This is a genomic window from Streptomyces sp. MRC013 (assembly GCF_023614235.1).
Classification (GTDB): Bacteria; Actinomycetota; Actinomycetes; order Streptomycetales; family Streptomycetaceae; genus Streptomyces.
On sequence record NZ_CP094264.1, the window covers coordinates 1,379,808 to 1,394,273 of the forward strand.

General features: G+C 76.8%; 11 protein-coding genes and 1 pseudogene. 6 read left to right on the forward strand and 6 right to left on the reverse strand.

Annotated elements, in window-relative coordinates; translation table 11 throughout:
• The first annotated feature begins 8 nt into the window (after positions 1-8).
• From LUW75_RS06045 to LUW75_RS06055, 3 genes are all read left to right on the forward strand, one after another.
• On the forward strand, positions 9-2,240 hold the full coding sequence (locus LUW75_RS06045; RefSeq protein WP_250334697.1) for a PBS lyase: 2,232 nt from the start codon (positions 9-11) through the stop codon (positions 2,238-2,240).
• A gap of 167 nt (positions 2,241-2,407) precedes the next feature.
• The gene (locus LUW75_RS06050; RefSeq protein ID WP_250334698.1) at positions 2,408-3,784 is read left to right on the forward strand and encodes an FtsW/RodA/SpoVE family cell cycle protein; all 1,377 of its coding nucleotides are present in this window, start codon (positions 2,408-2,410) and stop codon (positions 3,782-3,784) included.
• On the forward strand, positions 3,781-5,238 hold the full coding sequence (locus LUW75_RS06055; protein WP_250334699.1) for a penicillin-binding transpeptidase domain-containing protein: 1,458 nt from the start codon (positions 3,781-3,783) through the stop codon (positions 5,236-5,238). Before LUW75_RS06050 ends, LUW75_RS06055 begins: the two co-directional genes overlap by 4 nt.
• Before the next feature lie 49 nt (positions 5,239-5,287).
• On the opposite strand, the gene LUW75_RS06060 is transcribed toward LUW75_RS06055, so the two are convergent.
• Positions 5,288-6,397, reverse strand: coding sequence for a ferritin-like domain-containing protein (locus tag LUW75_RS06060; protein WP_250334700.1), 1,110 nt, complete (start codon positions 6,395-6,397; stop codon positions 5,288-5,290).
• 7 nt (positions 6,398-6,404) lie between these two features.
• Here LUW75_RS06060 and LUW75_RS06065 point away from each other — a divergent pair.
• The 3 genes and pseudogenes from LUW75_RS06065 to LUW75_RS06075 form a co-directional block, all read left to right on the forward strand.
• Positions 6,405-6,707: pseudogene (locus tag LUW75_RS06065) on the forward strand (TetR/AcrR family transcriptional regulator); the annotation flags it as partial.
• A 10-nt stretch (positions 6,708-6,717) separates the two neighbouring features.
• A complete protein-coding gene (locus LUW75_RS06070; RefSeq protein WP_250334701.1) occupies positions 6,718-7,056 on the forward strand; it encodes a hypothetical protein in 339 nt (112 codons plus the stop codon).
• Between the two features lie 83 nt (positions 7,057-7,139).
• On the forward strand, positions 7,140-8,216 hold the full coding sequence (locus LUW75_RS06075) for a C40 family peptidase (RefSeq protein ID WP_250334702.1): 1,077 nt from the start codon (positions 7,140-7,142) through the stop codon (positions 8,214-8,216).
• Between the two features lie 3 nt (positions 8,217-8,219).
• On the opposite strand, the gene LUW75_RS06080 is transcribed toward LUW75_RS06075, so the two are convergent.
• From LUW75_RS06080 to LUW75_RS06100, 5 genes are all read right to left on the reverse strand, one after another.
• Positions 8,220-9,455: a styrene monooxygenase/indole monooxygenase family protein gene (locus LUW75_RS06080; RefSeq protein WP_250334703.1), complete on the reverse strand. Its 1,236-nt coding sequence runs from the start codon at positions 9,453-9,455 to the stop codon at positions 8,220-8,222.
• A 73-nt stretch (positions 9,456-9,528) separates the two neighbouring features.
• Positions 9,529-10,143, reverse strand: a complete 615-nt coding sequence (locus tag LUW75_RS06085; RefSeq protein WP_250334704.1) for a GTP-binding protein — start codon at positions 10,141-10,143, stop codon at positions 9,529-9,531.
• On the reverse strand, positions 10,124-10,516 hold the full coding sequence (locus tag LUW75_RS06090) for a DUF742 domain-containing protein (protein ID WP_250334705.1): 393 nt from the start codon (positions 10,514-10,516) through the stop codon (positions 10,124-10,126). The genes LUW75_RS06085 and LUW75_RS06090 overlap by 20 nt, the downstream gene beginning before the upstream one ends.
• Positions 10,513-11,022, reverse strand: coding sequence for a roadblock/LC7 domain-containing protein (locus tag LUW75_RS06095; RefSeq protein ID WP_250334706.1), 510 nt, complete (start codon positions 11,020-11,022; stop codon positions 10,513-10,515). The genes LUW75_RS06090 and LUW75_RS06095 overlap by 4 nt, the downstream gene beginning before the upstream one ends.
• Positions 11,019-14,177 carry a sensor histidine kinase gene (locus LUW75_RS06100; RefSeq protein WP_462933696.1) on the reverse strand — a complete coding sequence of 1,053 codons (3,159 nt, stop codon included), beginning with the start codon at positions 14,175-14,177 and terminating at the stop codon, positions 11,019-11,021. Before LUW75_RS06100 ends, LUW75_RS06095 begins: the two co-directional genes overlap by 4 nt.
• Between the last annotated feature and the right edge of the window lie 289 nt (positions 14,178-14,466).

Genomic DNA, 14,466 nt, shown 5'->3' on the forward strand with positions numbered 1-14,466 from the left:
GGGAAGGCATGTTCACGGGGATCGACGAGGTCGACTGGGCCTCGCTGGGTCATGCCTACGGCCCGGCCGACGACGTGCCCGCGCTGCTGCGCGGTCTGGCATCCGACGACCCGGCGGAGCGCGAGTGGGCGCTGGACGGTATGTACGGGACGGTGCACCACCAGGGCGACGTCTACGACTCGACGCTGGCGTGCATCCCGTTCCTTCTGGAGCTCGCGGCCTGCCCGGACGTCCAGGACCGGGGCTGCGTCGTGGAGTTGCTCGCCAGCATCGGCGGCATCGACCTGTCCGGCGACGACGAGCTGCAGGAACTCGACCCGGAGGGCGAGGAGTTCGAGGGAGCCGCCAACTACGCCATGGCCGCGGCGGCCGTGGCCGCCGGTGCGGACGTGTTCCTGGCCCTGGTCGGCGACGGGGACCGGGAGGTGCGGCTCGCGGTCCCCGGCGCGCTGGCCTCCCTGCACGGCGACCCGGTGCGCGTGCTGGACCTGCTGCGGGAGCGGCTCACCGTCGAGCGCGACACGGAGGTGAGGCTCGCGCTGGTGGAGGCGGTCGGCAGGATCGCCCTGCGGTACGAGTCCCTGCGCCAGGAGACGGCGGGCTGGCTCTCCTGGCTCTCCGGCGCCGCCCAGGACCCCGCCCTGCGGCTGGCCGCGCTGGCCCAGCTCGCCCGGTGCGCGCCGGGACGGCTGCCGCGCGACGTCGTGCCGACCGTGACCGGGCTGCTGGCGGAGCTGCGCCTGCCCGGTCCCCGGCCGCCCGGCGTCGGCGCCGGGCGGCCGGGGACGGGCGGCGGCACGGCTCCCGGGGCGCCCGGCACCGCTTCGACCCCGTGGGATTCGGCCAACTCCTGGGCCCCGCCCGGTGCTCGGGAGGCGTCGGCCCCGGCGGGCCCGGTGCACCCCGTGCCACCGGTTGAGCCGGCCGAGCTGCGGCCCGCCGCCCCGACGCTCCTCGGACAGGTGCGGGAGCAGCGGGCGGGGCGCGGCACGGCGTGGGCGGACGACCTGCTCCGTACGCTGCACGGGGCCCTCGACGACCGGGTCGACGACCGCATCGCCCTGGTCGCCGCCCAGTTGCGCAGCCCCGACAGCGCGCAGCGGACCGACGCGGTGTGGATGTGCGGCAACCTCGTCCGCACCTGGCGCGGGGCGTACGACGAGGTGGTGCGGCTCGTGGGGGCGCAACTGCGCGACCCGGAGCCGCGGCTGCGGGCGGCGGCGGCGGGCCGGCTGGAGGAGCTCTTCTCGTTGGCGGCGCCCGCGGCGGACGATCTGGCCGCACGGGTGGCCGCGGACCCGGCGCCGTGGGTTCCCGAGCGGGTGGGCGGCCGGGCCGGCGCGGTGAGCGCGCTGCTGGCGCTGGCCCGGGCGGGGGACGCGCGGGCGGTGCCGGCACTGGCCCGGGCGCTGGAGCAGCCGGAGCCGGACGGCAGGCTGTTGTACGCGATCCCGCACCTGGCGGAGGCGGGCGGCCCGCTGGTGCCGCTGCTGCGCCGCAGACTGGGCGCGCTGCCGCTCGACGACGGGCTGGGCGAGCGCTCGGGCCCGCTGCTGCTCGCGCTGGCGGGGCTGCGGGCGGTGGAGGCGCTGCCGGAGGTGCTGCGGACGTTGCGCGGGGCGCCGGCGTTCCGCCGCGAGTGGGTGCTGGAGTCGGTCCTGCGGGCGGTCGCGGCGTTCGGGCCGGCCGCGCGGGAGGCGGCGGCGGACGTGCGGGTCCTGCTGGACGACGCCTCCACCGGGACGGTGACGGCGGCGGCGCGGGCGCTGTGGGCGGTGGAGGGCGACGCCGGGGCGGTCCTGCCGCGGCTTCGGGCGCTGCTGCGGGGGCCGGGGGCGCACGGGCGGCGGTCGGCGGCGCGGGTGGTGGGCGCGTTCGGCGGGTCGGCCGGGGCGGCGGCGCCGGAGCTGCGGGCGTGCCTGGCGGCGCCGGACGTGTGGCTGCGCGTCGACGCGGGGACGGCGCTGTGCCGGGTGACCGGGGACACCGGGGAGGCCCTGCCGGTGCTGCTGGCGGCGTGGCGGGAGAACCGGCACACGCGCCCGGAGATCGCCGAGTGCCTCGCCGAGCTGGGGCCGGTCGACCGGTTGGCGCCGGAGGCCGCGCCGCCGCTACGCGCCGAACTCGCCCGTACGCGGCGGCACAACGTCTCCGCCGGGGCGTCCGGGGACCACGACGTCCACGAGGACGAGCGGCTGCTCTCCCTGTGCCGCCGCGCGCTGGGCGCCCCGGCGGAGTGAGGCGCGCCCCGGCGGGCGCGGCCCGGGGCCGGGCGGGTGTGCCGGGGGTCCGGTTCACGCTTCCGGAGTACCGGCCTGCGTCGCGGGGGGCTGCGAGGGCTGCGGCGACGGCGTGGCGCAGTCTGACATAAGGGACATATCACTTATCGCTTGCTACGTTGCGGGGCATGACCGCAGCGACGGCGGAGTCCCCGCCATCCCGAGTGCGCCTCCCCAAGCGGCGCGGCGTGGAGTTCTCGCTGCTGTGCTGCGCCGTGCTGTGCGCCGTGTACGGCTACGCCGCCGTGGGCCTCGCACACGGCGGCGCCGTGCCGCACGACGTCGCCCGGTACGGGGCCGGCCTCGGCCTGCTGGCGCTCACGGGCCACCTGGCGGTGCGGTTCTGCGCCCCGTACGCCGATCCGCTGCTGCTGCCCGTCGCGCTCCTGCTCAACGGCCTCGGCCTCGTCCTCATCCACCGACTCGACCTGGAGACCCCCGCCGACCGGGCCGCGCCCGCGCAACTGGTGTGGACGGCGCTGGGCGTGGCGCTCTTCGCGGTCGTGGTGGTGTGCCTGCGCGACCACCGGCTGCTCCAGCGGTACGCGTACCCGTCGGTGGCCGCCGCGCTCGTCCTGCTGGCGGTGCCGATCCTCTTCCCCGCCGTGAACGGGGCGCGGATCTGGATCCGGGCCGGGGGGCTCTCCTTCCAGCCGGGCGAGATCGCCAAGATCATGCTCGCGGTGTTCTTCGCCGCGTACCTGGCCGCGAACCGCGGCGCGCTCGCGCGCGCGGGCCGCGTGCCGGGGCGGGCGCTGGGCCCGGTGGTCGCGGTGTGGACGGCCAGTGTGGGCGTGCTGGTCCTGGAGCGGGACCTCGGCACCTCGCTGCTGTTCTTCGGCCTGTTCGTGGTCCTGCTGTACGTGGCGACGGGGCGCACCGGCTGGATCGCGGTCGGGCTACTGCTCGCCTCGGCGGGCGCTTTCGCGGTGGGGGCGCTCGAACCGCACGTCCACGGGCGGGTGGAGGACTGGCTGCACCCGTTCGCGTCGATCGAGGCGGGCCGGGGGCCGGGGCAGCTGGCGCAGTCGCTGTTCGCGTTCGCGGCGGGCGGGATGTTCGGCTCGGGCCTGGGGCTCGGCCACTCGGCGCTCATCGGCTTCGCCGCCAAGTCGGACTTCATCCTCGCCACGGCGGGCGAGGAGCTGGGCTACGCCGGCCTCACCGCGCTGTTCCTGCTGTACGCGCTGCTCGTCGCGCGCGGCTACCACCACGGGCTGGCGCTGCGCGACCCGTTCGGCCGGCTGCTGGCGACCGGGCTGGCGTCGCTCCTGGCGCTCCAGGTCTTCGTCGTCGCGGGCGGGGTGACGGGGCTGATCCCGCTGACCGGGATGGCGATGCCGTTCCTCGCGCAGGGCGGCTCGTCGGTCGTCACCAACTGGATCACGGTGGCGCTACTGGTGCGCCTGAGCGACTCCGCCCGCGCCCCGGCCCCGGACGCCGGGCCCGCCGCGCTCACCGTGGTCGCCGTGGACCTGCCGCCCGTGCGGGAGGGCGTCCGGTGACCAAGGGCATCCACCGCGCCGCGGCCCTGTGCCTGGTCCTCCTCGCGGCCCTGCTGGTCAACACGGCGCGCGTCCAGCTCGTCCAGGCGGACCGGTTCGACGGCAACCCGGCCAACCGCCGCGCCGTGCTGTCCCGGTACTCCCAGCCGCGCGGCGACATCCTCGTCGAGGGCCGCCCGGTCACCGGCTCGCAGGACACCGGTCAACTCCTGCGGTACGAGCGCACGTACACCGACGGCCCCCTGTACGCGCCGGTCACCGGCCACGTCTCGCAGACGTACGGCACGACGCTCGTGGAGGAGGCCGAGGACGCCGTCCTCTCCGGCACCAGCGCGCGCCTCTCCCCGCTTCCCTCCTGGGGCGGCACGGGCCCCGGCGGCCACGTCGCCACGACCGTCAGGTCCGCCCTCCAGCAGGCCGCGTACCGGGGTCTGGCGGGGCGGCGGGGCGCGGTCGTCGCGCTGGAGCCGTCCAGCGGCCGGATCCTGGCCCTGGTGTCCAGCCCGTCGTACGACCCCGGCCTGCTGTCCGGCACGGGCAGCGAGGTGGCCACGGCGTGGGCGCGGCTCAACACCGCGCCGGGCCGGCCGATGCTGAACCGGGCGCTGCACGAGACGTACCCGCCCGGCTCCACCTTCAAGATCCTGACCGCGGCGGCGGCACTGGACGCGGGCGTCGTCACGGACGTGCACGCGCCGAGCGGCACCCCCGACCCGTACCGGCTGCCCGGCACGCGCACGACGCTGCCGAACGAGGCGAAGGGCTGCGACGACGCTTCCCTGGCGTACGCGCTGCGCTGGTCGTGCAACACGGTGCTGGCGCGGCTCGGGGTGGAGGTCGGCCTGCCGCGGATGCTCCGGACGGCGCGCGCGTTCGGCTTCAACGACCCCGGCCTGCGCGTCCCGTCACGCGTGGCGCGCTCCAACTTCGATACGGACATGTCCCCGGACCGGCTGGCGCTGTCGGCGATCGGCCAGTACGACACGAGGGCGACGCCGCTGCAGATGGCGATGGTCGCGGCGGCGGTCGCCAACGACGGGGAGCTGGCCCGCCCCCGCCTGGTCGAGTCGACGACCACGGCGGACGGCGGCCTCGTCGGGCGGACGCCCCGGAGCACGTACGCCCGGGCGATGACCCCGCCGACGGCGCGGCTGCTGCGGGAGATGATGGTCGACGCGGTCGAGCGGGGCTCGGGCAGCAGGGCGGCCGTCGAGGGCGCCGAGGTCGGCGGCAAGACGGGCACCGCCCAGCACGGCGTCGGCAACCAGGGCACGCCGTACGCCTGGTTCATCGGCTGGGCCCGTGCGGCGGACGCGGCCCGGCCGGCCGTCGCGGTGGCGGTGGTCGTGGAGGACGCCGAGGCGCGGCGCGAGGAGATCAGCGGCGGCGGCAGCGCGGCGCCGATCGCCCGGGCCGTGATGGAGGCGGCGCTCGCGCCGGGACGGGACGGCTGACGCGCCGCCCGCCCGGGCCGGACCCGGCCGGGCGCGCCGCCCCGCCGGATCACCCCTCGGTCCCGCCCTCGGCGATCGCCTCGGCGACCCCCGCGACGCGCTGCGCCTCCTCGGCCGCGAACCGCTCCGCGTCGAGCCGCTCGGCGGCCTCCTCGTCCTGGGACATCAGCAGGTCGAGGTCGGAGTCGCCCGGGTCGAGGACGCCCGTGTCGAGGTGGGCCCGCTGCGGCCGCTCGCCCCGCAGGCCGATGTCCCTGACGCACGGCACGATCCGGCCGAACAGCAGCTTCCGGAAGAGGCGCAGGGACTCCGAGCGCTCCGACATCTCCTCGGCCTCGCGCCGGGGGATGCCGAAGTCCTCCAGCACCTCGACGCCCCGCAGGCGGTCGCGCGTCAGGTGGCAGCCCTCGATGACGAACTCCTCGCGCTCGCGCGGTTCGGCGTCGGTCAGCCGCCGGTAGTGGTCGCGCAGGGCCATCCGGCCGAACGCCACGTGCCGGGCCTCGTCCTGCACCACGCAGGTGAGGATCTGCTTGGGCAGCGGCTTGTCGGTCGTGTCGCGGATCACGCCGAAGGCGGCGAGGGCCAGGCCCTTGATGAGGACCTGCACGCCGAGGTACGGCATGTCCCAGCGGGAGTCGCGGAGGGTGTCGCCGCGCAGGGACCGGAGGTGGTCGTTGATCGGGTAGAGCGTCCCGATCCTCTCGTGCAGGAAGCGGCCGTAGACCCCGGCGTGCCTGGCCTCGTCCATCGCCCGGGTGGCGGAGTAGAACGTGGCGTCCGTGTCGGGGACGGCCTCGATGATGCGGGCCGCGCAGACCATCGCGCCCTGCTCGCCGTGGCGGAACTGGCGGAACTGCCAGGACGCGTAGTGGCGGCGCAGTCCGCCGCGGTCCTTCTCCGACGTCTTCGCCCAGTGGCGGGTGCCGTGGACCGTCATCGCCTCGTCGGGGATCCCGAGGGGGTCGTACGGGTCCGCCTCCGGGTCCCAGTCGATGCGCCGGGCGCCGTCCCACTGCTTGTCCTTGCCCTTCCGGCAGAGGGCGAGGAGCCGGTCGCGGCCCTCGTCGTACTCCCAGGAGAAGCGGGCGGCCCCGGAGGCGGGCACCTCCCAGCCCGCGGACCCCGGGTCGTCGGCGTACAGGTCGAGCGTCGACACGGGCGGGCTCCTTCACGTCGGCTGCGGATGGCCGGTCCCCCGGGGGCGGCTGATGGTGCGGACCTGGATCGCGTCCGTCGAGGCGGCCTCGCTGATCCGGCTCGACGAGGGCAAGCGGCCGCCCGCGGAGGAGCTGCGCGGCTGGCTCGTCGACCACCTCGTCGCCCTGCTGGCCGCCACCGCGGCGACGGAGCCGCGGACGGCGCGGGCGGTGGCGGGCATGCCGGCGCTGGAGAGGGCGGACGGCCCCGTGGGGACGCTGGCCCGCCGGGTGGCGCCCGTGGTGGGCGGGGCCTCGCACCTGCTGTGAGACTGGCGGGGTGCGAACCGAGAACACCCCCTTCTCCGGCGGCCCCCTCGACGGTCGCGTCCTGCCGGTGCCGACCGGGCCGACGGGGCACCCGCCGAAGTGGTACGAGGTCCCCGTCCCCGACGGGGGCGGCGGCCCGCCCGCGGTCCACGCCTACCGCCGCGTGCCCGCCGGGTACACGAAGCGGCTCGGGCTGCAACGCGGCTGGAAGTACGTGTACGAGCCCGCCGGCCGCGAGCGGCGCGTGCCGCGGTGGCCGTGGTCCCGGCCGGGGGCGGGGCGGGGGCGCCGGGCCGGTCCGCGTAGCCGCCCCCGGCGCCGCGCGGGGGCGGTTCCCCCGGTCCGGTGACCGCACGGGGCCGGTCGGCCCATTCGTCGTTTCCTCCCTTCGTCTGATGATCCATCATCTTCCCGTCGACCGGAGGTGGTGGCATGACGTTCCGCAGGGGCGCGGCCGTGCTCGCGCTCGCCTCGTCGCTGGTGCTCGGCGCGCCCGCGCCGCCGGCGGGCGCCGAGGGCGAGTCCGTGTCCGAGCTGCTGACCCGCCTCCAGCGGCTCTACCGGGAGGCCGAGGCGGCCGGGGAGACGTACGAGGCCGCCGGTGAGGAGCTGGCCGCGCAGGCCGCCGCGGCGCGGCGGCTCGGCGGGGACCTGGCGCGCACCCGCGACGCGCTGACGGAGGCCCGGGACGCGGCCGGGCGGCTGGCCCGGGCGCAGTACCGGGGCCGCGGTGAACCGCCCCCGGCACTGCGGCTGCTGTTCACCGGGGACCCGGAGCACGCCCTGGACCACGCCCTGGACCAGACCCTGCTGCTGCGGCGCCTGGCCCGGGAGCGGGCGGCGGCGGTGGCCCGGCTGGAGGGCGGCGAGAGGCGGGCGGGCGCGGTCGCGGCGGCGGCGCGCCGGGCGCTGGACCGCACCCGGGCCCTGGCCGCCGCGCGGCAGCGGGTGCGCGACGGCGCGCTGGCGGGGCTGCGGGAGACGGAGGAGGCCCTGGCCGGGCTGGGGCCGGAACGGCTCGCCGAGCTGGCCGCGCTGGAACTCGGCCGGGCGGACCCGGCACGGAGCGGCCCGCCGGCCCCCGGGGCGCCGGACGCGGAGGGGGCGCCCTCCGCGGAGGGCGCCGAGGCCGTCGCGTACGCGGCCGGCCTGCTCGGCGAGGCGTACCCGGAGGCCCCCGGGGTCCCCGGCGACTCGGGGCTGACCGCGCGGGCGTGGGCGGCGGCGGGCCGGACGCTGCCGTCCACCGGCGGGGAGCAGTGGCGGACGCTCCCGAAGGTGCCGCTGGGGTCGCTGCGCCCCGGCGACCTGGTGGTGTACTTCCCGGAGGCCACCCACGTGGCGCTGTACGCGGGCGGCGGCCGGGTCCTCCACGTGCCCCGGCCCGGCGCCGCCGTGGCCGTGGCGCCGCTCACCGTGCACCCGGTGCTGGGTGCCGTCCGGCCCGACGCCGGGGCCCCGCCCCTGGCGTCGTACGCCCCGCCGGACCTCGGGGGCGGCGGGGCGTGAGGGTCACGCCGCGGCGGCGGACTCCAGGAAGGCTGCGGTCTTCTCCGGCTCGTACAGGAAGTCCTCGAAGTCGGCCGGGTCGTTGAAGCCGTTCGCGAAGCGGTGGGCGACCGCGGGGAGCCGCTCGCCCGCGCCGATCAGCCGGAGCACGTGCTCCGGCGGGACGCCCAGCATCGCGTTGGTCCACTTGGTGACGTGCCGGGCGGTCTCCCAGTAGCGGTCGAACGTCGCCCGCATCCACGCCTCGTCGAACGGCCGGTCGCCGTGGTCGACGATCGACGCGAGGTAGCTGGCGGCGCACTTGGCCGCGGAGTTGGAGCCCTGGCCGGTGATGGGGTCGTTGGCGACGACGACGTCCGCGACGCCCAGGACCAGACCGCCGCCGGGGAGGCGCCCGACGGGCTTGCGGACGGTCGGGGCGTACCGGCCGGCGAGGGTGCCGCCCTCGTCGGTCAGCTCGGCCTTGGTGGCGCGGGCGTGCTCCCAGGGCGTGAAGCGCTCCATCAGCCGCAGGGTGAGCTCCAGGTGCTCGGCCGGGTCCCTGACGCCCCGGAAGACGTCGAGCGGGCCGCCGGGGACCCCCTCCCAGAAGAGGATGTCGGCGCGGCCGCCGGTGGTGAGGGTCGGCATCACGAACAGCTCCCCGACGCCGGGCACGAGGTTGCAGCGGACCGCGTCGTACTCGGGGTGCTCGGGGCGCGGGCCGAGGCCGTGGACGTACGCCACGGCGAGCGCCCGCTGCGGCTCGGCGAACGGGGAGCGGGAGGCGTCCCGTTCGAACATCGACACCAGCTCGCCCTTGCCGGCGGCGACGAGGACCAGGTCGTAGGCGCGGGAGAAGTAGTCCAGGTCGGAGACGGCCGCGCCGTGGATGACGAGCTGGCCGCCGCGCCGGGCGAACTCCTCCATCCAGCCGGCCATCTTCACGCGCTGGTCGACGGACTGGGCGTAGCCGTCGAGCCGGCCCACCCAGTCGATCGCGCGGGTGCCGTCGGGGCCGGCGACCGAGACGCCCAGGCCCTCGATGCGGGGGGCCCGGGACTCCCAGAAGCCGAGGCCGAGGTCCCGCTCGTGCTGGAGCGCCGTGTGGAACATGCACTGGGTGGACATGACGCGCCCGTGGCGGATCTCGTCGGCCGTGCGGTTCGACATCAGGGTGACCTCGTACCCCTGCGCCTGGAGACCGAGGGCGAGCTGGAGGCCGGACTGGCCGGCTCCGACGATGAGGATCTTCCGCATGGGAGAGGGCTTCTTTCCGTGCGGCGCCGTGGTCGGCGCGGTGGGCGGGGGCGGCGCGGGCCGGGCGGGGCCGCTAGGCCGGGATCTTCTCCAGGGCGCGCGTGACGAGGGCGAGCAGCGACCCGACGACGGTGGACCGCTCCCGCGCGTCCATGATCACGATCGGTACGCCGTCCGGGACGGTCAGCGCGTCGCGCACGTCCTCGGCCTCGTAGCGCCGGGTGCCCTCGAAGTGGTTGACGGCCACCACGTACGGCAGGCCGCGGCTCTCGAAGTAGTCGAGCGCGGCGAAGCAGTCGGTGAGCCTGCGGGTGTCGGCCATGACGACGGCGCCGATCGCGCCCCGCACCAGGTCGTCCCACATGAACCAGAAGCGCTGCTGGCCCGGCGTGCCGAAGAGGTACAGGACCAGTTCGTCGTCGAGGGTGACCCGCCCGAAGTCCATCGCCACGGTGGTGGTGACCTTGTCCGGCGTCGCGGAGAGGTCGTCGGTGCCCGCGCTGGCCTGGGTCATCAGGGCCTCGGTGCGCAGCGGGGTGATCTCGGAGACCGATCCGACGAACGTGGTCTTGCCGACGCCGAAGCCGCCCGCGACGACGACCTTCGTCGCGATCGGTGCCCGTTCCGGGTCGAGCTGCCAGGGCGCCGGCGCCCCCTCGTCCGGGAGTTCAGAGACGGCGAAGTCCACTCAGCACCCTTTCCAGCAGTGCGCGGTCGGGCTGGCCGGAGCCGTGCCCGGTCCCGTACACACGCAGCTTCCCCTGGTCGGCCAGGTCGCTGATCAGCACCCGGACGACCCCCAGCGGTATCCGCAGCAGCGCGGAGACCTCGGCGACCGTCCGCATCCGGCGGCACACCTGGACGATGGCCCGCATCTCCGGCATGAGCCGCCCGCCGGGCCTGGCGGGGCGCCCCTCGGGCGCCTCGAGCGCGGCCACGAACGTCTCGACGAGCAGGACGTGCCCGAAGCGGGTCCGCCCGCCGGTCAGCGAGTACGGGCGGACGCGGGCGGGCCGGCGGCCCTCGCCGCGCACGGGCAGCTTGGCGGACAGCGCCGTCATCGGTCGCCCTCCATCGTCTGGCGCAGCTCACTGCGGAGTTCGGGGGTGAGCACGTGCCCGGCGCGGCCCACGAAGAGGGCCATGTGGTACGCGACGACGCTCATGTCGCAGTCGGGTGCGGCGTACACGCCGAGGAGCGAGCCGTCGCTGATCGACATGACGAAGACGCTGCCCTCCTCCATGGCGACCATCGTCTGCCTGACCGCGCCGCCGTCCATGAGGCGGGCGGCGCCCGCGGTGAGGCTGGCGATGCCGGAGACGATGGTGGCCAGGTCGGCGCTGGAGCCCTGGGGACCGTGCGGCCGGTGCGTGCGGCCGGCGGGGCCGGTTCCGGCACCCGCGTCCGCCGCCCCGGGGTCGGACGACAGCAGGAGCAGGCCGTCCGACGAGACCACGGCGACCGACCGGACGCCAGGCACCTCCTCCACGAGATTTCCCAGCAGCCAGTGCAGGTTGCGCGCTTCGCTGCTCAGTCCTTGGGTGCCGGTTCCGGTCGTCGGACTCAACTGTGTGCCTCCTCGACGGTGTTCCCCGTTCCTGGTGCCGCTTCCTCCGACGCCGTGATCTCGGCCTCGGCGTCGCGCCGGCCCTTCTCGGCGCCCCGGTGGAAGCCGCCGAGCCGGCGGCGCAGCTCCTCGGCGTTCACCCCGCCGGTGCGCTCGGCGCGGGGGCCCCCGGCGTCGACGGTCCGAGGCGTCCGCTTCGGCAGGCCCTTGTCGGTGACCCGTTCCCAGCCGTCCCCGTCGTCCGTGGTCCGCTCGTGCTCCCGCGCCCCGTCGGTCCGCGCCCCGTCGGGCTCGGGCAGCCGCACCTGGAGGGTCGTCTCGTGCGCGGCGGGCCCCTGCGCCGCGTCGCCCTCGGGGACGTCGGGGGCGGGGGTGGCGGGGGTGGCGGGGGTGGCGGGGGTGGCGGTGGCGGTCCGGTACCCCTCCGGCCCGGTCCGCTCGCCGTGCCCGCCGTGTCCGTCGTGCCCGTCCAGCTCGTCGTGCCCGCCGTGTCCGTCGTGCCCGTCCAGCTCGTCGTGCCCGCCGTGCCCGCCGTGCCCGTCCGGCTCGTCGTGCCCGCCGTGCCCGCCGTGCCCGTCCGGCTCGTCGTGCCCGCCGTGCCCGCCGTGCCCGTCCGGCTCGTCGTGCCCGTCCGGCTCGTCGTGCCCGCCGTGCCCGTCGCGTCCGTCGTACCCGTTCCGCTCGTCGTGCCCGTCCGGCTCGTCGTACCCGCCGTGCCCGCCGTGCCCGTCCGGCTCGTCGTGCCCGCCGTGCCCGTCGCGTCCGTCGTACCCGTTCCGCTCGTCGTGCCCGTCCGGTCCGGCCGGTGAATCCACCGGGCCGTCTTCCGCGTCCGGCCCGGCGGTCCCGTGGGCGACGTCCTCGGACGAGGCGCTCCCGGGACCGGCGTCCGCCTCGGACGCGGCGCCCACCTGGGCGGCCTCCCCGGGCCCGGCACCCTCGTCGTCGGCGGCGGTCCCCTCGGGAACGGCCTCCTGCCCGGCGCCGGTCCGCAGCGCGGCCGGTGCGGTCCCGTCCGGCGTCTCGGCCGCGGCCACCGGGGCGCCCTCGGCCTCCCCGCGCGTCGGCGGCGTGTCGGACCCCGTCTCCGCCACCCCCGGCAGGGAGACCGTCGGCACCCCCTCCGCGAAGGCGGCCACCGAGGGCCCCGCCGGCGGCGGCGCGTCCGGCAGGAGCGCCTGCGGGAGGACGGCGAGGGCCGTCACCCCGCCGTCCGGCTCCGCCCGCAGCTCGACCCGTACGCCGTGCCGCGCCGCCAGCAGGGCGGCCACCCGCAGCCCGAGGCCCTCGCCCTCGGCGGCGAGCGCCGGGTCCGCGAGACGGGCGTTGAGGTCGGCGAGGCGCGCCGGGTCGACCCCGATGCCCTCGTCCCGTACGGACAGCATCAGGTCGCCGCCGTCCAGCGACCGCCCGGACAACCGGACCCGCGCCTCCGGCGGCGAGAACGACGTGGCGTTCTCCAGCAGCTCGGCCAGCAGGTGGCTGACGTCGTCGGCGGCGAAGCCGGCCACGTGCGCGTGCTGCGGCAGGGACTCGATGACGACCCGCTCGTACCGCTCGATCTCGCTGACCGCGGCGCGCAGCACGTCGACCAGCGGGACCGGCCCCTGGTGGGCGTGGGTGTGCTCGTGACCGGCGAGGATCAGCAGGTTCTCGCTGTGACGGCGCATGACCGTGGCCATGTGGTCCAGCTTGAACAGCGTGGACAGCTGCTCGGGGTCCTGCTCGCGCTCCTCCAGCTTCTCGATGACGGTCAGCTGCCGTTCGACGAGGCCGAGCGTGCGCAGCGACAGGTTGACGAAGGTGTGGTGGGCGCCGTGCCGCTGCCGCTCCAGCTCGGCGGTCAGCCGCTCGGTCTCCTCGCGCAGCTCGGCGTGGCGGGCGGCCAGTTCGGCGGTCTCCCGCTCCCCGCCCCGCGCGGCGCGGGCGCCGAGCTCCAGGAGCTTGCCGTGCAGGGTGTTGAGGGACCGGACGACCTGGGCGAACTCGTCGTTGCGGCCGGTGAACCGGATCGGCTCCTCGCTCTCCGGCGCGGCGGCCACCCGGGCGGCGCCGAGGCGCAGGACCGCGAGCGGGCGGGTGAGGGTGCGGGCGACGGCCGTCGAGACGCCGATCGCGACGAGCAGACAGCCGCCGAGCACGGCGATCCGCAGCTCCAGGGCGGTGACGTCGTCGTCGCGGAGCCGCTCCATGCGCTCGACCTGGCGGGTGGCGAGGGCCGACTCGACGCCGCGCATCTGCTCGATCCGGGCGGTGAGCGCGTCGGACAGCCGCTCGGGGTCGGTCCTGCGCTCGGCCCGGCTCAGCTGGGGACCGTCGGCGAGCCTGCCGAGGTGGTCCTCGGCCGCCTTGACCTCGGGGCCGGTGACGGTGGCGGCGAGCGACTCGCGGGCGGTCGCGTCGGCGGTGCTCTCGAAGTCGGCGAGGGAGACCTGCTCGCGCACGCGGGCCCGGTGGGCGGCGGCGCTCAGCTCGTCGCGGACCCGCGCGGCCGCTCCCGCGCCGGGGTCCTCCTCGGTGACGTAGCGGCCGCTGGCCGGGTCGTACACGGTGCGTCCGCTGCCGCCCCGGTCGGGCACGGCGAGCGCGGCGAGGAGCAGTCCGCGGGTGGCGGAGGCCTGCTCCACGGCCTGGCCGAGTTCGGCGGGGGCGCGGCCGGGGCCGTCGGCGGCGCGGGCGGGGGTGCGGTCGGCGAGCCGGGCGGCGAGGGCCCGCAGCTTGTCGATGACCTCGGTGTACGCGCGGTGGGCGGCCAGCGCGGTGCCGTCGCCGGCGAGGGCGGTGCGGCGGAGGGAGGGGACGTCGGCGAGGGCGCGGCGCACGTCGTCGGGGGCGGCGGCCCGGATCTCCTCGATCTGCCGGTCCACGCGGGCGCCGTGGGCGCCGGGCGGGGCGGGCTTCGCGCGGTCCGCGCCCTCGCCGGAGCCGTCCGCGCCGCCGGAGCCGCCCCCCGCGGCGCCGCCGCGGCCCGCGGCGACGTACGCGGTGACCTCGTCGCGCTCGTCGGCGAGGGAGTGGGCGAGGGTGACCGCCTGCCGGTTCAGCTCGGCGAGGGTGACGAGGCCCTGCGACTCCGACAGGTCCGCGGAGGTCGCGAGCACACCGGGCGCCCCGGCGCCGATGACGGTGACGCCGACCAGGGCGACACCGGCCACGAGGCGGTTCCGTACCCGTACGCTGCGGCCGCCCGGAACATGGGGATCGCCGGGAGTCTCACTGCGCTTCTTCACCGGTGCTCACATTCTCGAACTCGTTCGCCCATGAAGCAGAGGTGACGACCGGTCACACATGGAGAGCGCCCCCACCCCTGGTACGGCTTCCGACCATTCCAGCCATTTTGGGCAGCGGGCACCCCTCGGCCGCTCCGCCACCCGAACGAGTGAACAACACTCCGGAGTCGGCTAACAACTCCCGGTCTCGCGCGCGGAGGGGGCGCGGGGCGCG

Excerpts from the sequence above, each read along its gene's own strand:
- LUW75_RS06080 (WP_250334703.1), bottom strand. The coding sequence starts at position 9,455 with ATGCGGAAGATCCTCATCGTCGGAGCCGGCCAGTCCGGCCTCCAGCTC.
- LUW75_RS06045 (WP_250334697.1), top strand. The coding sequence starts at position 9 with ATGTTCACGGGGATCGACGAGGTCGACTGGGCCTCGCTGGGTCATGCC.
- LUW75_RS06075 (WP_250334702.1), top strand. The coding sequence starts at position 7,140 with ATGACGTTCCGCAGGGGCGCGGCCGTGCTCGCGCTCGCCTCGTCGCTG.
- LUW75_RS06090 (WP_250334705.1), bottom strand. The coding sequence starts at position 10,516 with ATGACGGCGCTGTCCGCCAAGCTGCCCGTGCGCGGCGAGGGCCGCCGG.
- LUW75_RS06050 (WP_250334698.1), top strand. The coding sequence starts at position 2,408 with ATGACCGCAGCGACGGCGGAGTCCCCGCCATCCCGAGTGCGCCTCCCC.